The 23,267-nt window shown below is 70.0% G+C and carries 22 protein-coding genes and 1 pseudogene; 9 read left to right on the top strand and 14 right to left on the bottom strand.

Features of this window, described 5'->3' with window-relative positions:
- Positions 1 to 5: 5 nt before the first annotated feature.
- The 5 genes from ET445_RS05035 to ET445_RS18245 all read right to left on the bottom strand — a co-directional run bounded on the left by ET445_RS05035 (position 6) and on the right by ET445_RS18245 (position 4,546).
- Positions 6 to 1,391 carry a threonine/serine exporter family protein gene (locus ET445_RS05035; protein ID WP_165314297.1) on the bottom strand — a complete coding sequence of 462 codons (1,386 nt, stop codon included), beginning with the start codon at positions 1,389 to 1,391 and terminating at the stop codon, positions 6 to 8.
- Positions 1,392 to 1,425: 34 nt separating this feature from the next.
- The gene (locus ET445_RS05030) at positions 1,426 to 2,781 is read right to left on the bottom strand and encodes an anaerobic C4-dicarboxylate transporter family protein (RefSeq protein ID WP_129189396.1); all 1,356 of its coding nucleotides are present in this window, start codon (positions 2,779 to 2,781) and stop codon (positions 1,426 to 1,428) included.
- Positions 2,778 to 3,530 (bottom strand): Type 1 glutamine amidotransferase-like domain-containing protein, encoded by a 753-nt coding sequence (locus tag ET445_RS05025; RefSeq protein ID WP_129189394.1) that lies wholly within the window; start codon positions 3,528 to 3,530, stop codon positions 2,778 to 2,780. The genes ET445_RS05030 and ET445_RS05025 overlap by 4 nt, the downstream gene beginning before the upstream one ends.
- Positions 3,531 to 3,644: 114 nt before the next feature.
- Entirely contained in the window at positions 3,645 to 4,253 is a 609-nt protein-coding gene (locus ET445_RS05020; protein ID WP_129189392.1) for a PepSY domain-containing protein, read from the bottom strand.
- 161 nt (positions 4,254 to 4,414) lie between these two features.
- Positions 4,415 to 4,546 carry a hypothetical protein gene (locus ET445_RS18245; protein WP_279433490.1) on the bottom strand — a complete coding sequence of 44 codons (132 nt, stop codon included), beginning with the start codon at positions 4,544 to 4,546 and terminating at the stop codon, positions 4,415 to 4,417.
- Between the two features lie 148 nt (positions 4,547 to 4,694).
- Here ET445_RS18245 and ET445_RS05015 point away from each other — a divergent pair, with 148 nt between their 5' ends.
- Both ET445_RS05015 and ET445_RS05010 read left to right on the top strand, forming a co-directional pair.
- Positions 4,695 to 5,645 carry a LysR family transcriptional regulator gene (locus tag ET445_RS05015; protein WP_129189390.1) on the top strand — a complete coding sequence of 317 codons (951 nt, stop codon included), beginning with the start codon at positions 4,695 to 4,697 and terminating at the stop codon, positions 5,643 to 5,645.
- A 9-nt stretch (positions 5,646 to 5,654) separates the two neighbouring features.
- On the top strand, positions 5,655 to 6,446 hold the full coding sequence (locus tag ET445_RS05010) for an enoyl-CoA hydratase/isomerase family protein (protein WP_129189389.1): 792 nt from the start codon (positions 5,655 to 5,657) through the stop codon (positions 6,444 to 6,446).
- 126 nt (positions 6,447 to 6,572) lie between these two features.
- Here ET445_RS05010 and ET445_RS05005 read toward each other — a convergent pair whose 3' ends face one another.
- The 9 genes from ET445_RS05005 to ET445_RS04965 form a co-directional block, all read right to left on the bottom strand.
- Positions 6,573 to 8,117 carry a CoA-acylating methylmalonate-semialdehyde dehydrogenase gene (locus ET445_RS05005; protein ID WP_129189387.1) on the bottom strand — a complete coding sequence of 515 codons (1,545 nt, stop codon included), beginning with the start codon at positions 8,115 to 8,117 and terminating at the stop codon, positions 6,573 to 6,575.
- Between the two features lies 1 nt (position 8,118).
- Positions 8,119 to 9,432, bottom strand: a complete 1,314-nt coding sequence (locus ET445_RS05000; protein WP_129189385.1) for an aspartate aminotransferase family protein — start codon at positions 9,430 to 9,432, stop codon at positions 8,119 to 8,121.
- Between the two features lie 101 nt (positions 9,433 to 9,533).
- Positions 9,534 to 10,697, bottom strand: a complete 1,164-nt coding sequence (locus ET445_RS04995; protein WP_129189383.1) for an ABC transporter substrate-binding protein — start codon at positions 10,695 to 10,697, stop codon at positions 9,534 to 9,536.
- A 99-nt stretch (positions 10,698 to 10,796) separates the two neighbouring features.
- Complete coding sequence (locus tag ET445_RS04990) at positions 10,797 to 11,630, bottom strand: ABC transporter permease (RefSeq protein WP_129189382.1); 834 nt, start codon at positions 11,628 to 11,630, stop codon at positions 10,797 to 10,799.
- A complete protein-coding gene (locus tag ET445_RS04985) occupies positions 11,630 to 12,475 on the bottom strand; it encodes an ABC transporter ATP-binding protein (RefSeq protein WP_129189380.1) in 846 nt (281 codons plus the stop codon). Before ET445_RS04985 ends, ET445_RS04990 begins: the two co-directional genes overlap by 1 nt.
- Positions 12,472 to 13,377 carry an ABC transporter permease gene (locus ET445_RS04980; protein WP_129189378.1) on the bottom strand — a complete coding sequence of 302 codons (906 nt, stop codon included), beginning with the start codon at positions 13,375 to 13,377 and terminating at the stop codon, positions 12,472 to 12,474. The genes ET445_RS04985 and ET445_RS04980 overlap by 4 nt, the downstream gene beginning before the upstream one ends.
- Before the next feature lie 2 nt (positions 13,378 to 13,379).
- Positions 13,380 to 14,396 (bottom strand): TIGR03842 family LLM class F420-dependent oxidoreductase, encoded by a 1,017-nt coding sequence (locus tag ET445_RS04975; protein WP_129189376.1) that lies wholly within the window; start codon positions 14,394 to 14,396, stop codon positions 13,380 to 13,382.
- A gap of 55 nt (positions 14,397 to 14,451) precedes the next feature.
- Complete coding sequence (hydA, locus tag ET445_RS04970; RefSeq protein ID WP_129189374.1) at positions 14,452 to 15,915, bottom strand: dihydropyrimidinase; 1,464 nt, start codon at positions 15,913 to 15,915, stop codon at positions 14,452 to 14,454.
- Between the two features lie 19 nt (positions 15,916 to 15,934).
- Complete coding sequence (locus tag ET445_RS04965) at positions 15,935 to 16,783, bottom strand: nitrilase-related carbon-nitrogen hydrolase (RefSeq protein WP_129189372.1); 849 nt, start codon at positions 16,781 to 16,783, stop codon at positions 15,935 to 15,937.
- A 244-nt stretch (positions 16,784 to 17,027) separates the two neighbouring features.
- Here ET445_RS04965 and ET445_RS18595 point away from each other — a divergent pair.
- From ET445_RS18595 to ET445_RS04935, 7 genes and pseudogenes are all read left to right on the top strand, one after another.
- Positions 17,028 to 17,933: pseudogene (locus tag ET445_RS18595) on the top strand (aminotransferase class I/II-fold pyridoxal phosphate-dependent enzyme); the annotation flags it as partial.
- An 89-nt stretch (positions 17,934 to 18,022) separates the two neighbouring features.
- On the top strand, positions 18,023 to 18,493 hold the full coding sequence (locus tag ET445_RS17830; RefSeq protein WP_243695333.1) for a transcriptional regulator domain-containing protein: 471 nt from the start codon (positions 18,023 to 18,025) through the stop codon (positions 18,491 to 18,493).
- Positions 18,494 to 18,578: 85 nt separating this feature from the next.
- The gene (locus tag ET445_RS17825; protein ID WP_243695332.1) at positions 18,579 to 19,451 is read left to right on the top strand and encodes an LLM class F420-dependent oxidoreductase; all 873 of its coding nucleotides are present in this window, start codon (positions 18,579 to 18,581) and stop codon (positions 19,449 to 19,451) included.
- Between the two features lie 34 nt (positions 19,452 to 19,485).
- Positions 19,486 to 20,502 (top strand): 2-phospho-L-lactate transferase, encoded by a 1,017-nt coding sequence (gene cofD / locus ET445_RS04955; protein WP_129189368.1) that lies wholly within the window; start codon positions 19,486 to 19,488, stop codon positions 20,500 to 20,502.
- Positions 20,499 to 21,431, top strand: coding sequence for a DMT family transporter (locus ET445_RS04945; RefSeq protein ID WP_165314295.1), 933 nt, complete (start codon positions 20,499 to 20,501; stop codon positions 21,429 to 21,431). The genes cofD and ET445_RS04945 overlap by 4 nt, the downstream gene beginning before the upstream one ends.
- 19 nt (positions 21,432 to 21,450) lie before the next feature.
- Positions 21,451 to 21,930 (top strand): P-loop nucleotide/nucleoside kinase family protein, encoded by a 480-nt coding sequence (locus ET445_RS04940; RefSeq protein WP_208008550.1) that lies wholly within the window; start codon positions 21,451 to 21,453, stop codon positions 21,928 to 21,930.
- A gap of 256 nt (positions 21,931 to 22,186) precedes the next feature.
- A complete protein-coding gene (locus ET445_RS04935) occupies positions 22,187 to 23,245 on the top strand; it encodes a putative F420-0 ABC transporter substrate-binding protein (protein WP_129189364.1) in 1,059 nt (352 codons plus the stop codon).
- Positions 23,246 to 23,267: the final 22 nt, after the last annotated feature.

Raw genomic sequence — 23,267 nt, 5'->3', positions numbered from 1 at the left:
CGAGTTTACGTGTTCGGACTCTCCGAAGAAGGTGTGGATGCCTCGCCGCGCCGTATCCGTCGCCACACCGAATCGTGTCTCCACGGCAGGAGCCTCGCCCAGAATCGCGGCTTGACGACCTCGTCGATCGCGGCGGGCATGTCGATGTGGAAGTCGGCGAGCTCCTCGGCGCCGTGGTGCACGACCCGGTAGAGCGCCGACCCGAAGAGGACGCCGAGGGCGATCGACATGACCGAGACGAGGGCCGCGACGAAGTCCTCCATGCCGCGATCCGACCCGATCGCCTCGGTGAGCCCGACGAGGCCCGCCGCCCCCGGCACGAGCAGCCAGAACGCCGGAAGGAACGCGAGCTGCGCCGGCACCCCGTGCTTGAGCGACCCGATCCACAGCACGACGGGCGTCATGGCGAGCGCGCCGATGAAGCCGCTGATCGTCGATCCGGCGAGCGCCTGCCCGACCGTCTGGCCGACGTACGCGACGGCCAGTGCGAGCAGCAGCCAGCCGAACGTGCGTCCCGGGGCGGAGAAATGAAGGAGGTTGCCGGCGGCGAAGAGGAGCACGCCGACGGCGCCGACCCACCACGGCAGTTGCCCGTCGGCCTCGAGCGGCAGGTACGTCGAGCTGCCGACGCCGACGAGCGTGCCGGCGGCGAGGATGCCGAACGCGAGGAGGGCGAGCTGCACGAGCCCCGTGACGAGGCGGGAGGCGCCCGCGATCATCTGGCCGGCCGCGAGCTCGCGCGTCGCGGTCGTGAGCACGCCGCCCGGCAGGAACGTCGCGAGGGGCGCGATCATGAGCCGGATGGGGTCGCCGATCGCGATGTACGGCGCGACGAGGAACACCGCGAGCGCGCACAGGAACGCGGCGACCACGGGGAACACGAGCTGGATCGTGGGCGAGCGGATGAGCTTGCCGAGCCCGAGGAACGCGCCGAGCACGAACGACACGAGCGCGCCCTGCCAGGTCGGCGCGAGGAGCAGCGCAAGGCCCGTCGTGAGGATCGCGTGGCCGAGCACCCGCACGGGCCAGCGGTACCGCGGGCGCATCGAACCGATCGCGTTCAGGCGCGCAATGCCGTCGACGGGCGCGATCGACCCCGTGCGCGCCTTCGCGACGAGGTCGTAGAGGGCCTGGATCTGGTCGAACCGGAACGACGGGTCGAGCGTCGACCGGAGCGCGACCTTTCCCGTGTCGCCCGACCCCGTCTCCACGAGGATGACGGTCGGCAGCACGACGAAGTCGACATCGGACCGACCGTACGCGCGCGCCACTTCGAGCATGATGTCGCGGATGCGGTCGACCGGCTCCATGGCTGCGTTGAGCCCCTCCGCGAGTCCGAGGAGGAACCGGCGGAGCATCGCGTCGTCGGTCGGGCGGACCGACGCACTCACCCGCGTGGGCGGCCCCGAGGCATCCATCGCATCGTCACACGAAGACGAACGACAGGATGACCCCGACGATGATCGCGACCACGATGTAGATCACGTTCGGGAGCTGGAACGAGTGGTCGATGACGAACTTGCCCATCTTCGTCGTGCCGGTCTGGTCGAACGCGACGGTCGCGACCTGGCTGCCGTTGGCAGGCAGCGTGTAGATGCCCATCGCGGCGGGCCAAAGGCCCACGAGGAGCGACGCCGGCAGGCCGATCGTGATGCCGATCGGCACGATCGCGTTCGTCGCGCTCGACTGGCTCGTCGTGAGCATCGCGACGAGGAAGAGCGCGAGAGCGAACAGCAGAGCGCCGAGGAAGGCGCTCGACCCCGACACGAGGGCGCCGAGCCCGTCGACGATGAGCTGGTTGTTCGCCGCGACGAAGGTGTTCGCGAGCCACGCGATGCCGAAGAGCGCGATCGCGCCGACGATGCCCGCGGGGAACGTCGACTGCTTCGGGACATCCGCCGCTTTCACCTTGCACGTCACGAAGATGAGGGCCGCGATGACGCCCATGACGACCTCGATGATGACGGTGACCGACACGCGCACGGGGTCGCCGTCGTCGTTCGTGCCGATGACGGGGCGAAGCGGCTCGAAGAGGCCGAAGAGCACGATGACGCCCACGCCGAGGAGGAAGATCGACGCCGACAGCACGGCTTGGCGCGGCAGCTTGGCGCCGCCGACCGAGTCGGCCGGGGGCTTGATCTGGCCCGCCGCCAACCGCTTCTGGAACTCGGGGTCGTCCTCGAGGTTCTTGCCGTGGCGCACCATGATCGTCGCCGCGACCGCGAGGCCGATGATCGACGCCGGCCACATGATGAGCAGCAGCTTGCCGAGGTCGACGCCCTCGGGCTGGAGGAGCACGACCATCGACGCCGTCGCCGCCGAGACCGGCGAGCACAGGATGCCGACCTGCGACGCGACCGCCGAGATCGACAGCGCCCGCTCGGGCCGGATCTTCTGCTGGTACGACACGTCGTAGATGACGGGCAGCAGCGGATAGAAGATGTTGCCCGTGCCGGCGCCGACCGTGAAGAGGAACGACATCGCGGGCGCGAGGAACACGACCGACTTCGGCCGGGTGCGGATGACCTTCGCGGCGACCGACACCATCCAATCGATGCCGCCCGCCGCCTGCATGACGGATGCCGCGGTGATGACCGTGATGACGATGAAGACCGCGTCGACGGGGGCGCCGCCCGGCGCCTCCTGGAAGCCGAACACGAGCACCGCGACGCCCACGAGACCCCACACGCCGAGGCCGATGCCGCTCGTGCGCGTGCCCATGAAGATCGCCAGGATGACGACGATCAGTTGCGCGATGAGGATCCAGACGTTGTCGTTCATGCGCTCGGCCCCTTCACGATGGGCGCGGTGCCCTGGAGGATCTTCACGGGGAGCTCGGTCTCGACGATCTTCCCGTCGATCGCTTCGACCCGGAGCGCGAGCGGGTCTTCGACCGGGCTGATCGCCGTGACGAAGTTCACCGCGTCGCCCGAGCGCTCGAAGTGCACCGACTGCAGGTTGCCGACGGCGTAGCCCGTCGCGAGTTCGCCGCTGAGCAGCGACGCGTGGAAGAGCGGCCTCCGTTGGTCTTCGGCGTCGTAGTGCGGACAGAAGCTGCCGTGCAGGAACCCGAGCCCCTCGGGGAGCACCTGCAGCGTGGGGCCGTAGCTGTCGGTCGTGCCGCCCTCGAACCAGCAGATGCCGCCCGCCGAGCCGCCCGTGAACACGACGTTCGAGCCCGGATCCTCCCACATGTCGCGGAGGATCACGTCGAGCCCCTGCCGCTTCCACACGTCGAGCATGTTGGCCGTGTTCCCGCCGCCGACGTGGATGACGTCGAAGCCCCTCACGAACGTTGCGAGGTCGTCGACCGGGCGGTGGAAGAGCGGGAGGTGGTGGGGTGCGCACTTGTCGGAGTCGTACGTCGTGTAGAAGCTCACGATGTAGGCGGTGTCGTCGCCCGTCGCGGTGCCGAGGAAGAGCACCCTCGGGCGCTCCTTGCCGGTCAGCTGCAGGATGTAGTCGTGCGTCGGGTCGGCCCGCCGCTCCATCATCGCTTTGCCTGCGCCTGTTGCCACGACGTGTGCCATGTGCGAGCCCCCCTCGGCTTCCCCCTGATGGTCACGTTAGCGAGGCCGCGGGGTCGATGTCGATGACTTGCGGATGTCTCCGCCCGCGTGCTCTTCGCCGGAGCCCCGCCGCGATCAGTCGGCTCGCTCGTGCTTCACGACCGTGCCGGTCGCAGCGTCGAGGTACAGCTCGAATCGCCCGCCCGCCGCACTGTCGACGATGACCTCCCACACGACGATGCCGCGCTCGGTGCCGAGGTCGAGCTCGCGCACCTCGCCTGGCTCGGTTTCGAGCGCGAGCGCGATCGCCTCGGCGGCCGTGAGCGCAGGCGCCGAGGTCTGCTCGGGGTCGAGTCGCAGCGGCTCCTGGCTCACGATGCGCCCGTCGTCGCGGGCGACGTGGAGTTCGACGCCGCTGCCGTCGGGGCGGATCAGACCGACCTCCCAGACGTCGACGCCCTGTTCCCGGCCCGGCCCGAGTTCGACGACGACGCCGCCCTCGAAGGCGATGGCCGCGGCGACGGCGTCGTGGGCGTCGAGCGGGCCTTCGGCCGACTGGCCGGCGGCGGGCTCGTTCGACGCGTCCGGCGCCTCGGTCTCGGTGACCGCGGGCGGCTCTGCAGCCGTCGGCGACGGCTCGCCCGTTCCCGTGCAGGCGGTGAGGAGCGCGACCGCGGCGACGAGCACGGTGGCCGCGCGCAACGCTGCTGCGGGTACGGCGGAGGTGCGGTGATCGGCGTGCATGACATCCCCCCGGAGTCAGTCGGCGTCGTTCCTGGCGAGCCTATCGAGCGTTCGGTGACGCCGCCAGTGAGCCGTGCAGACGCGAAAAGGCCGCTGCCCCGGGTGTCCCGTCCCGGTGCAGCGGCCTTTGTCGTGTGGGGGCTTCGGCCCCGCATCGCGCGTCAGATGCTGCGCGCGAACTGCTCCTTCGGCTGGCGGCGGTAGCCGTCGCGCGCGGTGACGACGAGCGAGCCGACGACGCCGGCGACGGAGACCGCGCCGAGGAGGATGAGGAAGGGGAGTGCGCTGATCATGGCTGATCCTTTCGAGGAAATCTGTGTCGGTCGGGTGTGACCCCGTCGAGCGACATGCCCCGTTGCGCGTGTTCGACGATGTCATTCTCCCGCTGAAAACCAGTTAGAACAAGCTCACAACTCTTCACTGACGATGTAGCCTGTCTACATGGATGTCCGTCGGCTCGACCTGCTCAGAGAACTCGCCGAACGGGGCAGCGTGACGGCCGTCGCCGACGCCACCGGGCGCACGCCGTCGGCCGTGTCGCAACAGCTCAAGGTGCTCGAACGCGAGGCCGGCATGCCCCTCATCCAGCGCCACGGGCGCGGGGTCGTGCTCACGAGCGCCGGCCATGCACTCGCGCGGAGCGCGACGGAGGTCGCGATCGCGATCGAGCGGGCAGAGGCGCTGTGGGACGACTTCCGCAACCACCCGAGCGGCGAGGTCTCACTGCTCACGTTCCCCACCATCGGGGCGACCCTCCTGCCGCGGGTGCTCATCGACCTCGCGAGCGTGTCGGGGCTCGTCGTGCACGCGACCGACCTCGACCCCGAGCTCGACGTGTTCGCCGATCTCGCGAACGACCACGACATCGTGCTCGCCCATGCCATGCCGGGCGACCTGCCGTGGGGCGGGCGGGGGCTCACGGTCGTGCCGCTCCTCACCGAACCCCTCGACATCGGCCTGCCCGCGAACCACCGCCTCGCGGGCCGCTCGCACGTCACCCCCGAAGACCTCGTCGACGAGACGTGGCTTTCGGTGCCCGAGGGGTTCCCGTTCGAACGGATCCTGCACGCCGTCGAGCAGCAGGGCGGCAAACGCATCCGCGTCGGCCAGCGGTTCAGCGACATGCGCATCGTCGAGGCGTTCATCGAGGCGGGCCTCGGCATCGCGCTCGTGCCGCGCTTCACCTCGGGCGCCGTGCCCGAGGGCATCGTATTGAAGCCTCTCCGCGGCGTGCAGTCGGTGCGTCGCATCGTCGCACTCACCCGTCCTGACGTCGCCGAGCGCCTCGCCGTCCGCACGGTGCTCGACGTGCTCGTGACGAGGGCCGCGCAACTCGGTTCGGGTGCCGCAGGCGCAGAGCCCGGGTCATCCGCCCGCCCTTTCGCCGTTTAGGCTCGCAGGATGAGCGACGACGCCATCCTCTTCGACGTGACCGACGGGCTTGCCCGGATCACCCTCAACCGGCCCGACCGTCTGAACGCCGTCGGCCCCGACGCGATCCACCGCTGGCGCGAGATCGCACGCGAGGTGGCCGCGCGCGACGACATCCGTGCGGTGCTCTTCGACGCCGTCGGGCGCGCGTTCTGCGCGGGCGGCGACGTTCGCGCGATGGCCGAGCTCGCGGCGGCGTCACAGGCTGAAGGCGAGCCGGATGTCTCGGGGCGCGTCGTGACCGAACTCGCCGACGTCATCCACGAGGGCCACAAGCTGCTCCGCGATGCGGCCGTGCCCATCGTCGCCGCCGTGCAGGGAGCGGTGGCCGGCGGCGGCCTCGGGTTCATGCTGACCGCCGACGTGATCGTCGCGTCCGAGGCGGCGATCTTCCAGTGCGGGTACGTCGACATCGGCCTGACGCCCGACTGCGGCGTGAGCTGGCTGCTGCCCGAGGCCGTGGGGCAGCGCCGCGCGCTCGAACTCACGCTCACCTCGAAGCGACTGAACGCCGCCGATGCCCTCGCCGCCGGACTCGTGACCGAGGTCGTGGCGCCCGATGCCCTGGCCGATCGCGCCCTCGAGATCGCGCGCACGTGGGCCGCAGGCCCCGGCCGCGCCTACGGCGAGGCGAAGCGGCTCGTGCGCGCTGCGGCCGAGCGCTCGTACCAGGAGTCCCTCGACGACGAGGCCCGCACGATCGGGCAGGCGTTCGAGTCGCCCGACGCGCAGGCGCGCATCGCGGCGTTCACGCGGCGCTGAGCACGCGCCCCTGAGCCCCTGCCTCCCCCTCGGGTTTGTCGGACATCTCGCTGTTTGTCGGACGAGTTGACCTGGAACTGTCCGACAATCGCGCGGATGTCCGACAAACCGGAGGGAGCATGGCCCTCACTCGTGCTGCGGGAACCCCAGGTTGATGCCGCCGTGGCTCGGGTCGAGCCAGCGCGAGGTGATCGCCTTCTCCTGGGTGTAGAACTCGAACCCGTGCGGGCCGTACGACTTCGAGGTGCCGAAGAGCGAGTCCTTCCAGCCGCCGAACGAGTGGTAGGCGACGGGCACGGGGATGGGCACGTTGATGCCGACCATGCCGACCGTCACCTCGCGCTGGAAGCGGCGCGCGGCGCCGCCGTCGTTCGTGAAGATCGCCGTGCCGTTGCCGTACCGCGAGGCGTTGATGATGCCGAGGCCCTCTTCGTAGCCGTCGACACGCACGACCGACAGCACGGGCCCGAAGATCTCGTCGCGATAGACGGCCGACGAGGTCGGCACCTTGTCGACGAGGGTCGGGCCGAGCCAGAATCCGTCGGGGTCGCCGTCGATCTCGATGCCGCGTCCGTCGACGACGACGTCCGCGCCGTCTTCGAGCGCGACGTCGACGTAGCCGGCGACCTTGTCGCGGTGCTCGCGCGTGATGAGCGGGCCCATGTCGGTACCGCGCGTGCCGTCGCCGGTCTTCAGCCCCGACATCCGTTCGCGCACCTTCGCGACGAGCGCGTCCGCGACCGAGTCGACCGCGAGGACGACGGAGACGGCCATGCAGCGTTCGCCGGCCGAGCCGAAGCCCGCGTTGACGGCCGCGTCGGCGGCGAGGTCGAGGTCGGCGTCGGGCAGCACGAGCATGTGGTTCTTCGCGCCGCCGAGGGCCTGCACGCGCTTGCCGTTCGCCGACGCGGTCTCGTAGATGTACTTCGCGATGGGCGTCGAGCCGACGAACGAGATCGCCCGCACGGTCGGGTGCTCGAGGAGGGCGTCGACCGCGACCTTGTCGCCGTGCACGACGTTGAAGACGCCGTCGGGCAGCCCCGCCTCCTGCATGAGCTTCGCGAGCCAGATCGCGGCCGACGGGTCCTTCTCGCTCGGCTTCAGCACGACGGTGTTGCCCGACGCGATCGCGATCGGGAAGAACCACAGCGGCACCATCGCCGGGAAGTTGAAGGGCGAGATGATGCCGACGACGCCGAGCGGCTGCCGCACCGTGTAGACGTCGATGCCCGTCGACACGTTCTCGGAGTACTCGCCCTTCGTGTAGCCGGGCATCGCGCACGCGAGCTCGACGACCTCGAGACCGCGCGCGATCTCGCCTGCGGCGTCGCCCAGCACCTTGCCGTGCTCGCTCGTGAGGATCGCCGCGAGCTCGGGACTCCGGGCGTTGAGCAGCTCGCGGAACGCGAACATGATCTGCTGGCGCTTCGCGATCGACGTGTCGCGCCAGCTCGCGAACGCGGCCTCGGCGGTCTTCACGGCGAGGTCGACGTCGGCGACGCTCGCGAAGCGCACGTGCTTCTGCACGGTGCCGAGGGCGGGGTTGTAGACGGGACCGGTGCGGTCGGATTCGCCTGAGACGGATGCCCCGCCGATCCAGTGCTCGACGGTCGCGAGTTGCGAGCGGGTCGCCTCGCCCGCGTCGGCGGTGGTCGTGGATGTCTCGGTCATTTCAGCTCTCTCCTTCGAGTGCGGTGGCGAGGACGTCATCGTAGATCGCGATCGCCTGGTCCACCTCATCGTCCGTGACGATGCATGGCGGCACGACGTGGATGCGGTTGTCCTGGATGAACGGCAGCAGCTTCCGTGCGAGCAGCCCCGTCTTGATGCGGCCCATCGCCGCGGGCGACAGCGGCTCACGCGTCTTCGGGTCGGCGACGAGCTCGAGCGCCCAGAACACGCCTTCGCCGCGCACCTCGCCGATGACGGCGTGGCGCTCGGCGAGCTCGTCGAGCGCGGGCCCGATGGCCGTCGCTCCGATCTCGCGCGCGTGCTCGACGACGCCCTCGGACTCCATGGCGTCGAGCGTCGCGACGATGGAGGCCATGGCGAGCGGATGTCCCGAGTACGTGAGTCCGCCGGGGAAGACCCGCTCGTCGAAGAGCGCCGCGATGGGTTCGTCGATGATGACGCCGCCCGCGGGGATGTACCCCGAGTTGACACCCTTCGCGAAGGTGATGAGGTCGGGGCGCACGTCGTAGCCGTCGAACGCGAACCACCGGCCCGTGCGGCCGAAGCCCGCCATGACCTCGTCGAGGATGAGGAGGATGCCGTGCCGGTCGCACAGTTCGCGGACGCCCGCGAGGTAGCCGGGCGGCGGCACGAGGATGCCGGCGGTGCCGGGCACAGTCTCGAGCAGGATCGCGGCGACGGATGTCGGGCCTTCGGCCTCGATGACGCGGCGGAGGTGCCGCAGGGCCCGCTCGCTCTCTTCTTCGGGCGTCGTCGCCCAGAACTCGGAGCGGTAGAGGTAGGGCCCGAAGAAGTGGACGTGGCCACGCGCGAACTCGTTGGGGATGCGCCGCCAGTCGCCCGTCGACACGATCGCCGCACCCGTGTTGCCGTGGTACGAGCGGTAAGTCGAGAGGATCTTGTCGCGGCCCGTCGCGAGGCGCGCGAGCCGGATCGCGTTCTCGTTCGCGTCGGCGCCGCCGTTCGTGAAGAACACGCGCTCGAAGCCTTCAGGGGCGCGCGCCGCGATGCGCTTCGCGGCCTCGCCGCGCGCGAGGTTCACGGTCGACGGCGCGATCGTGGTCAGCAATTCGGCCTGCTCGCGGATGCCCGACACGACGGCCGGATGCTGGTGGCCGATGTTGACGTTCACGAGCTGGCTCGAGAAGTCGAGGTATTCGGTGCCGGCGTGATCCCACACGCGACATCCCGAGCCGCTCGCGATGACGAGCGACGAGGTCTGCGACTGCGCCGACCAGGAGTGGAAGACGTGTTCGCGGTCGAGCTCGCGGGCGAGCTCGTCGGTGTCGGTCATGGTGTTCGGTGCCTGCCTTTCGTCGGTGAAGTCGGCCGGACCGGCCGAGGCCGGGCCGCCGGCCGAGGGGCAAAGCAAGCGCCCCTCGGCCGACGGTCGTTCTAGTTTCCGCCCTCTTGGAGCTCGACCTCGATGGGCGACCAGTCCGCGCCCGTGACATCCAGGTCGGGCTCGTCGGCCTTCAACTCGTCGAGCGCCTTCTGGATCCACTCGTTCGACCACGCGGTCGACGGCGGCTCCTCGGTGATGAGGTGGGCGCCGGTCTCGTTGACGGCCGAGAGCGCGCCCTTCACGGTCTTGTCCCACGCCGCCTCGTCGATGATGCCGATGCCGTCCGGCGAGGGCCAGATGAGCTTGTTGGTCTCGTTGACCATCCAGAGCTCGTGGCTCGGGCCCCAGCCGCTGCCGGCCGCGATCGTGATCTCGGACGCCTGCTCGGGGTTCGCCGCCGCGAACACCCACCCGCGGATGACGGCCTTCAAGAAGCGCACCGTCGTGTCTTGGTACTCCTCGTCGCTCTCGAGCCGCTCGGTGTCGGCCCAGATCGCGTCCTGGAGCATGGCGCCTTCAGTGTCTTCGTACGAGATGACGTTGAAGTCCTCGGGCTGGTACAGCTCGCCCGTGTCGGGGTTCACCGTCTCGAGCACCTGCGCGTATTCGTTGTACGTCATCGCCTGGGCCGCGTCGATGTCGTGCTGCAGGAACGCGTTCATGTTGAAGTCCTGCGTGACGATCGACACGCTCGTCGAGTCGAGCCCTTCGGCGGCCATGGCCGCGAAGATCTCCCACTCGTTGCCGAAGCCCCACGAGCCGATCTTCTTGCCTTCGAAGTCGGCGACCGACTCGATGCCCGAGTCCGCCCAGGACATCTGCAGGGTGCCGGACTTCTGGAAGATCTGCGCGATGTCGGTGAGGTTCGCGCCCTGCTCGATCGAGCCGAGCACCTTGGGCACCCACGCGATCGCGTAGTCGACGTCGCCGTTGGCGAGCGCGTCCTGCGGCACGATGTCGCCGCCCGACGGGATGATTTCGACCTCGAGGCCCTCGTCCTCGAAGAAGCCCTGGTCCTGCGCGGCGAAGTAGCCGGCGAACTGGCCCTGCGGGAGCCACTGGAGCTGGAGCTTCACGGGCGTGAGTTCGCGTTCGCCGCTGCCGCCCTCTCCGGGGCGGGACTCGTTGTCGGCGGCGCAGGCCGTGAACACGAGGGCCGCGGTCGCGGCGATGGCGCCGAGCGTCGCGATGCGGCGCCGTCTGCTGTGGTTCATGTCGATCCTTCCGTGGTGCATTTCTCGGGTCGATGGGGATGGTGCGGGATGGTTCCGTTCTCTGGTGCTGGGATGTTCCGGTGCGGGGTGTTGCGGGGGTCACCGCTTCGGGGCGCGGTGGGGCTGGACGAGCCGCTCGAGGGCGAGCGTCACGAGGTAGAAGAGGAGTCCGAGGGCGATGGATGCCACGACATACGCCCATGCCCGGGCGTACGCGCTCGACGCGGCCGACGTGGAGATGAGGCCGCCGAGACCGCCGCGGGGTCCGCCGAAGTACTCGGCGACGAGGGCCGAGATGACCGCGAGCGACGACGCGATGCGGATGCCCGTGAGGATGAACGGGCGCGCCGTCGGCAGCGTGAGCGTGCGGAGCACCTGGGAGCCCGACGCGGCGTACGCCTTCATGAGGTCGCGGTGCACGGGCGCGGTCTGGCGGAAGCCGCGGAGCGTGTTGACGAAGACGGGCACGAACGAGGCGAGCCCGGCGATCGCCTGCCTGCCGAACTGGCTGTCGGCACCGAACATCGAGTTGAGCACGGGCGCGAGGGCGACGATCGGCACGACCGCGAGCGACGCGACGATTGGGGCCGCCATGAGGTCGATCGCGCGCCAGCGCGCGGCGAGGGCGGCGAGGGCGATGCCGAGGAGCGACCCGACGATGAGGCCGAGGAGTGCGTTCGTGCCGGTGATGAGCATGGCCTGGAAGATCGCCGGGGCGTAGGCGACGAACTCCTCGACGATCGCCGCGGGGCTCGGCAGCAGGTAGTCGGAGACGCCGACGACGCTCACGAGGAACTGCCACACGCCGAGCACGATCGCGCCGACGGCGATGGGTACGACGATCCGCAGGACGACCTCGCGGCGCGAGCGCGCGACGGCGGATGCTCCGGGGCGGGCCGCGAGCACGGCGGTCGTCGTGGCCTGCGCGCTCATCAGCGGGTCTCCACTCCGCGCGCCCCCGCGACGGGCGCCCCGTGCAGCGCTTCGCGCACGGCCGTCACCATCTCGAAGAACGAGCGCTCTTCGCGAAGGGCGTCGTCGCGGGACGCACGCGCGCCGCCCGAGACATCCGCCCCCAGTCGCATGTCGACCACCTGCGCGACGCGACCGGGCCTCGGACTCATGACGACGACCCGGTCTGACAGGAAGACCGCCTCGGGGATCGAGTGCGTCACGAACACGACCGCGGCGCCCGTCTCGCCCGAGATGCGCACGAGTTCGGCCTGCATCTTCTCGCGCGTCATCTCGTCGAGCGCGCCGAACGGCTCGTCCATGAGGAGCAGCCGCGGCCGCTCGGCGAGCGACCGCGCGATCGCGACGCGCTGCTGCATGCCGCCCGACAGCTGGTCGGGGAAGCGGTCGGCGAAGTCGGAGAGTCCCACCATGTCGAGCAGTTCCGCGACGCGGTCGCGGCGGGCGGCGGATGCCACGCCGTGCAACTCGAGCGGAAGGGCGATGTTGCCCGCCACGGTCCGCCACGGCAGCAGGCCCGCCTGCTGGAACGCGATGCCGTACTCCTGATCGAGCCGCGCCTGCTTCGCCGTCTTGCCGAACACCCGGATCGCCCCCGACGTCGGCTCGTCGAGGTCGGCGACGAGGCGCATGAGGGTCGACTTGCCGCATCCCGATGGACCGATGAGCGACACGAACTCGCCCGGCGCGACCGTCAGGTGGATGCCCTCGAGCGCCGTCACGGTGCCCGAGCGGGTGTCGAACGTCTTGTCGACGGCCGCGACCTCGACGGCGTACTCGGCAGCGTTCACTGCAGCATCGGTCACAGGGCCTCCTCGGTGCGTCGGTAGTTCTTCAGGATCTGGCCGAGCAGGGCGACCGATCCGGCGGCCACGAGGCCGAGCACGATGGCGCCGAAGATCGGGCCCCACGCCTTCGCGGGGTCGCCCGACGCCTGCCCGGCGAACTGGATGAGGATGCGCCCGATGCCGCCCTGCAGGCCCGTCGACACCTCTGCGACGACGGCGCCGATGACGGCGTTCGCCGCGCCCAGCCGGAGCGCCGGGAGCAGGTAGGGCACGGCGGCCGGGAAGCGGAGCTTCGTGAGCGTCGACCAGTAGCCCGCCGCGTAGGTCTGCATGAGCTCGGTGTGGATGCGGTCGGGCGACTGCAGACCCTTCAACGCGCCGATCGCGATGGGGAAGAACGCGAGGTAGCTCGCGATGAGGGCGACCGACATCCAGTCCTGCCACTCGAACGCGCCGATCTCGACGCGCGACCCCCAGCTCTTCACGACAGGCGCGAACGCGATGAGCGGCACCGTCTGGCTCAGCACGATCCACGGCAGGAGCCCCCACTCGGCGAGCTTCCACCGCTGCATCCCGAGCGCGAGCCCGATGCCCACGACGAGTCCCACGAGCCATCCGGCCGCCGCGATGCCGAGCGTCGTGAGCGCCGCGAGCACGATCACGAGCCACAGCGGCAACGCCTGCGGCGAGCGCGTGACGGGCTCGGCCATCCGCGTGACCATGTCCCACACGTGCGGCATCGCGAGATCGGTCGTGCGCGGCAGCACCCGGAGGCCGCCGATCACGACACCGTCGGCCGGGCCGAACGCCTTGTACGCTTCCCAGACCGCGACGAGCGCGAGGATGCCGATGACGCCCCACAGCCACGCCGACGCTCGGCGCCTGCTCGTCGCCGTCCGGTCGCGGGAGCCCCGTGACATCCTCAGGCCTTCGCCGTGATCTGCTCGGAGAGCGCCGGGATGACGGTCTCGCCGTAGACCCGCAGCGTCTCTTCTTTGTTGTCGTGCTGGAGGTAGCCGGCGAACTGGTCGACGCCGATCTCGGCGAGCTGCTTGAGCTTCTCGATGTGATCCTCGGCCGTGCCGAGCAGACAGAATCGGTCGACGATCTCGTCGGGCACGAAGTCGACGTGGTCGTTGTCGGCCTTGCCGTGCGTGTTGTAGTCGTAGCCCTTGCGCCCCTCGATGTAGTCGGTGAGGGCCTTCGGCACAGTGCCGTCGGTGCCGTACTTCGACACGATGTCGGCGACGTGGTTGCCGACCATGCCGCCGAACCACCGGCACTGGTCGCGCATGTGCTGCCAGTCGTCGCCGATGTAGAACGGTGCGGCCACGCAGAATTTGATGGCCATGGGGTCGCGGCCCGCCGCTTCCGCGGCATCCCGGACCGTCTTGATCATCCATTTCGCGATGTCGACGTCGGCCAGTTGCAGGATGAATCCATCACCCACCTCGCCCGTGAGCTTGAGCGCGAGCGGACCGTAGGCCGCGACCCACACCTCGAGCTCGCTCCCCTTCGACCACGGGAACTGCAGCGTCGCGCCGTGGTACTCGACGGGCCGCGAGTTGCCGAGCTCGCGGATGACGTGGATCGCCTCGCGGAGCTCGGCCATCGTCGTCGGCTTACCGTTCGTCACGCGCACCGCCGAATCGCCGCGGCCGATGCCGCACACCGTGCGGTTGCCGTACATGTCGTTGAGGGTCGCGAACGTGCTCGCCGTCACCGTCCAGTCGCGGGTGGCCGGGTTCGTGACGAAAGGGCCGACCTTGATCCGCTGCGTCTCGGCGAGGATGCGGCTGTGGATGACGTACGGCTCCTGCCACAGCAAGTGCGAGTCGAACGTCCACACGTGGCTGAAGCCGTGCACCTCGGCGAGCTTCGCGAGCTGGATCGTGCGCGCCGCCGGCGGGTTGGTCTGGAGGACCGCTCCGAATTCCATCTGGTTCCTTCCGGTTCCGGTGGTCGAGTCGCGCGGAGCGCGTATCGAGACCCCGTCAGATCAGGTACTGGCTGAGGCCGCGCTTGAGGTAGCGGCCGTCGCCCTTGGCGCCGAGGTAGGCGCCGCCCTCGACGACGACCTTGCCGCGCGACATGACGACGTCGACATGGCCGTCGATCTCGAAGCCCTCCCACGCCGAGTGGTCCATGTTCATGTGGTGGGTCTTGCCCGTGGGGTGGCCGGCGGCGTCTTCGGGGAAGCCGATCGACGTGTGCCCGTTCGGGTCGTAGACGACGAGGTCGGCGTCGGCGCCCGGCTGGATGACGCCCTTCTTCCCGTAGAGGCCGAACATGCGCGCGGGCGTCGTCGACGTGAGCTCGACCCACCGCTCGAGCGTGATCTCGCCCGTCACGACGCCCTGGTACATGAGGTCCATGCGGTGCTCGATCGAGCCGATGCCGTTCGGGATCTTGCGGAAGTCGCCGAGCCCCAGCTCTTTCTGGTCTTTCATGCAGAACGGGCAGTGGTCGGTCGAGACCATCTGCAGGTCGTTCGTGCGGAGCGCCTGCCACATCGCGTCTTGATGGCGCTCCTCGCGCGAGCGGAGCGGCGTCGAGCACACCCATTTGGCGCCCTCGAAGTGGCCCCACTGGGTGCTCTCGGCGCCGAGCTGCTCTTCGAGCGAGAGGTAGAGGTATTGCGGGCACGTCTCGCCGAACACGTTCTGGCCCGTGTCGCGCGCACCCGCGAGCTGTGCGACGGCCTGCTTGGCCGACACGTGCACGACGTAGAGCGGCGCGCCCGTGAGCTTCGCGAGCATGATCGCCCGGTGGGTCGCCTCTTCTTCCATCTCCCACGCGCGAGCGATGCCGTGGTAGAAGGGGTCGGTCTTGCCCTGCTCGACGAGCTGGGCGGCGAGCACGTCGATCGCGGGCCCGTTCTCGGCGTGCATCATCGTGAGCATGCCCGTGTCGCGCGAGACCTGCATGGCCTTCAAGATCTGCCCGTCGTCGCTGTAGAACACGCCCGGGTAGGCCATGAACATCTTGAAGCTCGTGATGCCCTCGTCGGGCAGCTTCTTCATCGCTTCGAGGGATGCCTCGTTGACGTCGCCGACGATCTGGTGGAAGCCGTAATCGATCGCACAGTTGCCAGCGGCCTTCTCGTGCCACTTCGCGAGGCCGTCTTCGATGCGCTGCCCGTAGGTCTGCACCGCGAAGTCGATGATCGACGTCGTGCCGCCCCACGCGGCAGCGCGCGTTCCGGTCTCGAAGGTGTCGGATGCCTCGGTGCCGCCGAACGGCAGCTCCATGTGCGTGTGGGCGTCGATGCCGCCCGGGATCACGTATTTGCCGGTCGCGTCGACGACGCGGTCGGCGGTGGCCGCGACATCCGACCCCAGCAGTTCGCTGCCGGGCTCGAGGAGCGCGACGATGCGCTCGCCGTCGACGAGGACGTCGACCAGCGCGCGACCGGTGGCGCTCACGACGGTGCCGCCTTGGATGAGGGTGGTGGCCATGTTCGCTCCTTCGCGGTCGTTACGGCTTGGCGATCTGCGTGTACGAGTCGGGCCGGCGGTCGCGGTAGAACTGCCAGTCGTCGCGCATCTGCTGCACCATGTCGAGGTCGAGGTCGCGCACGAGGATCTCCTCGTGCTCACTCGAGCCGCGCTCGCCCACGAAATTGCCGCGCGGGTCGATGACCTGGCTCGTGCCGTAGAAGTCGACGGCGAGGTCGCCGTACTCGTTGTCCTCTCGGCCGACGCGGTTGGGCTGGAGCACGAAGTAGCCGTTCGCGACGGCGGCTGCGGGCCCTTCGACCTCCCAGAGGCGGTTCGAGAGGCCGGGCTTGGTCGCGTTGGGGTTGAAGACCATGTGGGCGTCGGCGAGCCCGAGCTCGCGCCATCCCTCGGGGAAGTGCCGGTCGTAACAGATGTACATGCCGACACGGCCGACGGCCGTCTCGAAGACCGGATAGCCGAGGTTGCCGGGGCGGAAGTAGAACTTCTCCCAGAACCGGTCGAGGTGGGGCAGGTGGTGCTTGCGGTACTTGCCGAGGATGGTGCCGTCGGCGTCGACGAGCACGGCCGTGTTGTAGTACACGCCCGTCTGCGCCTCTTCGTAGATGGGGAGCACGGTGACCATGCCGAGCTCTTTCGCGAGTGCCGCGAAGCGCTGCACGATGGGGCCTTCGGCCGATTCCGCGAAGCGGTAGTACTTCTGGTCCTGCGTGATGCCGAAGTACGGGCCGTAGAAGAGTTCTTGGAACGAGATGACCTCTGCGCCTTGCGCTCTGGCGTCGCGGGCGAACTGCTCGTGCTTGTCGAGCATCGAGTCCTTGTCGCCCGTCCAGGTCGTCTGCGTGATCGCCGCTCGAACGATCGTCATCGTGCCTCCTGAGTCGGTCGGCGTCGTTGCCGTCCGCCCGGTCTGCGAGGTGCTCAGTGCCGGGGGTCGTGAACGCCGAAAGGTGGTGGTGCCGAGGATGGTGCCGAAGGTGCTGCCGAGGGTCCTGCTGAGCCGTTCCGGGTGGGGAAACCCGTTCTGTTATTCTTCGGCTTGAACATTTCCCTTTTGTTTCACTTTGTGACGTTGTGGTTACTCATCCTGTCGCTCACTGTCGCCGGAGGCAATGGTCGTGTCGAGTATTCGTGTGGACATCACCGAACTCGTCGCGCTCGCGGCGTTCGACGACACGACCCCCCGCGGCATCGCGGGGGATCTCGCCCGACTCATCACCGCGGGCGAGCTCCGCCGCGGCGAACGGCTGCCCACCGTGCGCGAGGTCGCGGGCGCCCTCGGCGTGAGCCCCGCGACCGTCTCGCAGGCGTGGCAGGCCCTCGCCGGGGCCGGCCTCATCGCGTCGCGCGGACGCGCGGGGAGCTTCGTGCAAGGGGCTGCCGTCGCGGGACCTGCCGCCCGCATGCGCGGCATGGCCGCACCCGACGATCCCGTCCGGCTCGACCTCTCACGCGGCACGCCTGACCCGCTGCTCCTGCCCGCCCTCGGGCCCGCGCTCTCGCGCGTCTCGGCCCGCGCCGAGACCGGCAGCTATCAGGCCGAACCCGTGCTCCCCGCCCTGCGGGACGTGCTCGCGGCATCCTGGCCCGTCGTCGCCGACCGCCTGGTCGTCGTCGACGGCGCGCTCGACGCGATCTCGCGCACCCTCGAACAGGTCGTGCGCTTCGGCGACCGCGTCGTCGTCGAGCACCCCGGGTTCCCGCCGTTCCTCGACCTCCTCGACCTCCTCGGCGCCGAAGCCGTGCCCGTGACCCTCGACGAGCACGGCATCCGCCCCGAGTCGCTCGCCGCCGCACTCGCGCTCCTGCCCAGCGCCCTGCTCATGCAGCCGCGAGCACAGAATCCCACCGGGGCATCCATGACCCTCGACCGCGCCGACGCCCTCTCACGCGTCATCCTCGACGCGGGTGACGACGTCGCCGACCTCGTCATCATCGAAGACGACCACTCGGGCCTCATCTCGACCGCCCCCGACGCGACCCTCGCCATGTGGCTCCCCGACCGCGTCGTGCACATCCGCAGCTTCTCGAAGTCGCACGGCCCCGACCTGCGCATCGCCGCCGTCGGCGGCCCCGAGACCTCATCGAACGCATCGTCGCGCGACGCATGCTCGGCCCCGGCTGGACGAGCCGGATGCTCCAGACGATCCTGCTCGACCTCCTCACCGACGGCCCCGCCATCGACGCCGTTTCCGAAGCGCGCCGCGCGTACTACACACGCCAGCGGCTGCTCGGCGACGCGCTCCGCGCGCGCGGCGTCGACGTCGCCCACGCCGACGGCATCAACCTCTGGATGCCCGTGCTCAGCGAGCGCTCCGCGCTCGTGCAGCTCGCGGCGTCGGGGATCCGGGTCGCCGGCGGCACGCCGTTCCTCGCCGCGAGCGGCAGCGGGCTTCCGGGCGTGGGCGCGAACAGCGGGGCGGATGCCTCGGGGCGCGCGTCTGCGACATCCCGGCGCCGTGCGCCCCTCCCCCGCGACTTCGTGCGCGTCACCGTCGGCGTCGTGCGCGGCGACTTCGAGCACGTCGCCGACGACCTCGCGCGGGCGGCGCTGCACGTCGCGGCGGGCGGGTACTGACGGCGCGACGGCCTGCACTGCCCGGCACTCTCCGTTCACCGCGGGGGCATACTGTCCCACAGGCAGACGCATCGGGGGAGCGAGCATGGACTTCGGCATCCACTTCTGGAACTACACCTTCTCGGGCGGCGACGCCGCGATCGTGCCCGAGCTGACGGCGACCGCGAAGGCCGCAGACGAGGGCGGTTTCGCGCTCTTCACGGTCATGGACCACTGGTTCCAGATGGAGCGGGTCCAACCGATCACGAACCCCATGCTCGAGGCGTACACGACGCTCGGCTACGTCGCGGGCGTGACCTCACAGATCGAGCTCTCAGCGCTCGTGACGGGTGTGACCTACCGCTATCCGGCGCTCCTCGCGAAGATCGTGTCGACCCTCGACGTGCTCTCGAACGGACGCGCCTGGTACGGCATCGGCGCCGCCTGGTACGAGCGCGAGCACCTCGCCCTCGGCGTGCCCTACCCGCCGCTCGCCGAGCGGTTCGAGCGCCTCGAGGAGGCCATTCAGATCGCCCTGCAGATGTGGAGCGACGACGACGGCCCGTTCGACGGCACGCACTTCCACCTCGCCGAGACCCTTGACTCGCCGCACCCCGTGCGGAAGCCGCACCCGCCGATCCTCATCGGCGGCGGCGGAGAGAAGAAGACCCTCCGGCTCGTCGCGAAGTACGCCGACGCGTGCAACCTCTTCGCCGCGAACGACGACGACCTCGCCCACAAGATCGGCGTCCTGCGCGCGCACTGCGAGCGCGAAGGGCGCGACTTCCGGGACATCCGGATCACCGTGCTCGCGGGCGTCGAGCAGGCGGAGCACCCCGACAAGTTCCTGCGGCAACTCGAGGCGTGGGCCGCGCTCGGGGTATCGCTCGTGTCGTTCCGGTCCAGCCGGCACCCCGTCGACTTCGTCACGAAGTTCGCCGACGAGCAGTTGGAGCGGGCGTCGCAGGTCGGGCGCTGATCGGCTGCCCCGGCCGGCCGCCTACGCTGGAACGATGCGGATCACGGTGCTCGCGGGCGGCGTCGGAGGGGCGCGCTTCGTGCGCGGCCTTCGCGAAGAGGTGCGGCGGCGAACGGAAGCGGGCGGGCCCGGGACGACGCCCGACGAGATCGACGTCATCGTCAATACGGGCGACGACCTCTGGCTCGCAGGCGTCAGACTCATGCCCGACTTCGACTCGCTCCTCTACGCGCTCGCGGGCGTCAACGACACCGAGCGCGGCTGGGGCCGCGCGGGCGAGACCGAGCGGGTCGCCGCCGAGCTCCGCGAGTGGGGCGTCGGCTGGCCCTGGTTCACGCTCGGCGACCTCGACCTCGGCACGCACCTCGCCCGCACCTCGTGGCTCCGCGACGGATTGACGCCGACGGAGGTCGGCGACCGACTGCAGCAGCGGTGGGAGCTCGGCGTGCACCTGCGGCCCGCGACCGACACCGAGGTCGACACCCACGTGCTCGTGCGCGACCCCGAGGCATCCGAAGACCCCGACGCCACCCGCGAGCTGCACTTCCAGGAGTGGTGGACGCGCTACCGCGCGACCCTCCCGGCCATCGCATTCCGCCAGCGGAATATCGATCGAGCGCGACCTGCTCCTGGCGTCGCCGAGGCCATCGAGGGTGCCGACGTCGTACTCCTCGCCCCCTCCAACCCGGTCGTCTCGATCGGCACGATCCTCGCGATTCCCGGCATCCGCGAGGCGCTCGCCGCAACAGGAGCACCCGTCGTCGGCGTCTCGCCGATCATCGGGGGCAAGGTCGTACGCGGCATGGCCGATGCGTGTCTCACCGCGATCGGAGTCGAGACCGACGCTGCCGCAGTCGCGCGCCACTACGGTTCACGTACCGTCGGCGGCATACTCGACGGCTGGCTCGTCGACGAGGCGGATGCCTCGGCCGAGGCCGTGCTCGAGGCATCCGGAATCCCGACCCGGGCCGTCCCGCTCTGGATGCACGACCTCGACCGCTCAGCCGCCCTCGCGGCCGACGCGATCGACCTTGCAGCCACGCTCCGATGATCGGGATCGTCCTCCTCGGCCTCGGCGGCGCACTCGCCTACGGCGTCGGCGACTTCTTCGGCGGCGTGGCCGCAAGAGCGCGCTCGGTGTTCGCATCGACGACCGTCAACTACGTCGCGGCGACCGTTGTGCTCGCCGTCGTCGTCGCTGCCACAGGCGGCTCGTGGTCGCCCGGCGCGATCGCGGCCGGACTCGTGGGCGGCGCCTTCGGGCTCGTGGGCTTCGTCGCCTTCTTCGCGGCGCTCGCGGCCGGGCCCCTCTCGATCGTGTCACCGCTCATCGCCCTGCTGAACTCGGCGGTGCCCGTCGCGGCGACGGTCGTGCTCGGCCAGTCGCTCGGGCCCGTCGCGTGGATCGCGATCTCGATCGCGATCCTCGGCTCGGTGCTCATCGGCATCGAACGTGGCGAGCGCGTCGACGGCGTGCGTCCGCGCACGATCGCGTTCGCCGTGGTCGCCGGGCTCGGGCTGGGCTTCGCGGCCGTCGCCCTCGACCAGGCACCCTCCGACGCGGGCATCATCCCCGTGCTGCTCGACGCCGGCCTCGGTGCGGTCGTGCTGGGGAGCCTCGCGGCGCTCGCCCGCGTGCTCCCGCCGGTGCGCCGCGCGCTCGCGTTCCTCGACGAGCCCGACGAGCACGGCGGCCTCATGGAGTCGGCCGTCGCCGCGGAGGGGGCCGACTCCACGGAGGCGCCGCGCCGCTGGCTGCCGCTCGCGATCGCCGCGGGCGTGCTCACGGCGGTCGCGAACATCTGCCTGATGCTGGGTCTGCTCGCGGGCAACGTCGCCGTCGTCGCCGTGCTCATCAACCTCTACCCGGTCTCGACGATGGTGCTCGCCTGGCTCGTCCTGCGCGAGCGCCTCTCGCCCGTGCAGACCGTCGGCGCCGTGCTCGCGGTCGTCGCATCGGTGCTGCTCGGCACTGGGTGAGCCGCGTACCCTCGGTCCGGTGGAACGGGACGAGACGCGGCGACCCCGAGTCGTCATGATGTGCGGGCCGGGTGGTGCAGGCAAGACCACTTACGCCAAGCGCTTGGAGCGCGAAGGCTGGGCCCGCCTGTCGTTCGAGGTGGAGTTCTGGAATCGCGGTATCAAGACAGTGCCCTCCGCCGGGGTCGTCAGCGAGGTGGCAGCAGACCTGAAGGCGCGCTTGCTGCGCCACGTCGCGACCGGGAACGACGTCGTGCTCGACTTCGGCTTCTGGTTCCGGCGACAACGTGATGAGTACCGCGCATTGCTCGCACCGCACGGCATCGTGCCCGAGACCGTGTACCTCGCGACGAGCCTTGAGACGATCCTGAGCCGGATCGGAGACCGACACGGCAGGCGGGCCGACGATTGGCCGCTCACCGAGCAGACAGCGACGGAGTACTTCGAGCGGTTCGAGCCGCCGACGCCTGAGGAGGGGCCGCTCGACGTGGTCCGCTAGCACCGTCTGGACTGCGAAGACCGCCCCGCGCACGTCGTCCCCCACTGCGCGCGGGGCGGTTCTCGGTCCCCCCGAACCGCTCGCACACGCAGGCTATCGGCGCGGATTCCCACTCGTCGATGGGTACTGCTCCCCATCGGCGCGCTAGCATCGGAGCAGACCACCGACCGGATTTGGCCGGTGCAGTGCGCCCGGGATTGGGCCGCGAGTCCTCGTTCACTTCGAGCCGTCTTCTCGCCTGCCTCCTGGAGCCTTCGTGCCGCACTTCTCTCCTTCCGTCCGCCGATCGGCGACTTCGCATTCCGTCGGTCACCGCGTCACGCGCGTCGCCGCGCCAGCCGCCTTCGCCCTCGCGCTCGTCGCCCTCGCCGGCTGCGCCTCGCCCGCGGCGGACGGCGCCGCCGGCACGGCTCCCCCCGCTGACAGCGACACCGGGACATCCGGTTACCCCATCACCGTCGACAATTGCGGCACCGAGGTGACCTTCGACGCCGCCCCCGAGCGCATCGTCACCGTCAAGTCGTCGACCCTCGAACTGCTGCTCGCGCTCGGCCTCGGCGACAAGGTCGTCGGGTCCGCGTTCAGCGACGGCCCGGTGCCCGACGAATACGCCGCGGCCGCGGCATCCATCGACGTCGTCTCCGACAAAGTGCCCGGGCAGGAGGCGACGCTCGCCCTCGAGCCCGACGCGATCTTCGCGGGCTGGGAGTCGAACTTCTCGGCAGAGGGCGTCGGCGAGCGCGACGGCCTCGAGCGGCTGGGCGTGCACACCTACGTCGCCCCGGCTGCGTGCAAGGCCGCAGGGTACATGCCCGATCCGCTCACGTTCGACGAGGTCTTCCGCGAGTTCGAAGAGGCGGGTGCGATCTTCGGAGCGCCGGATGCCGCGGCCGACCTCGTTGCGACGCAGCGCGCCGCGCTCGACGCCATCGTGCCGAACGACGAGGGCCTCACGGCGCTCTGGTACAGCTCCGGCGATGAAACCCCCTATGTCGGTGCCGGCATCGGGGCGCCGCAGATGATCATGCAGGCCGCGGGGCTCGAGAACATCGCCGCCGACGTGCGCGACACGTGGACGCCCATGAGCTGGGAGGCGATCGTCGCCGCGAACCCCGACGTCATCGTGCTCGTCGACGCCGCATGGAACACCGCCGACCAGAAGGTCGCCAAGCTCGAGTCGAACCCCGCGACGGCCGAGCTGCCCGCGGTGAAGAACAAGCGGTACCTCATCGTCGACTTCCCCGCGAGCGAGGCGGGTGTGCGCAACGTCGGCGCGGCGCAGTCCCTCGTCGACCAGCTGAAGCAGCTGCCGTGAACGTCGGTCGAGCAGCGACGCG

The sequence above is a fragment of the Agromyces protaetiae genome (assembly GCF_004135405.1).
GTDB classification, from domain to species: domain Bacteria; phylum Actinomycetota; class Actinomycetes; order Actinomycetales; family Microbacteriaceae; genus Agromyces; species Agromyces protaetiae.
Note: the sequence above shows the minus strand (reverse complement) of the source record. Positions and strands in the feature narration are given on the sequence as shown.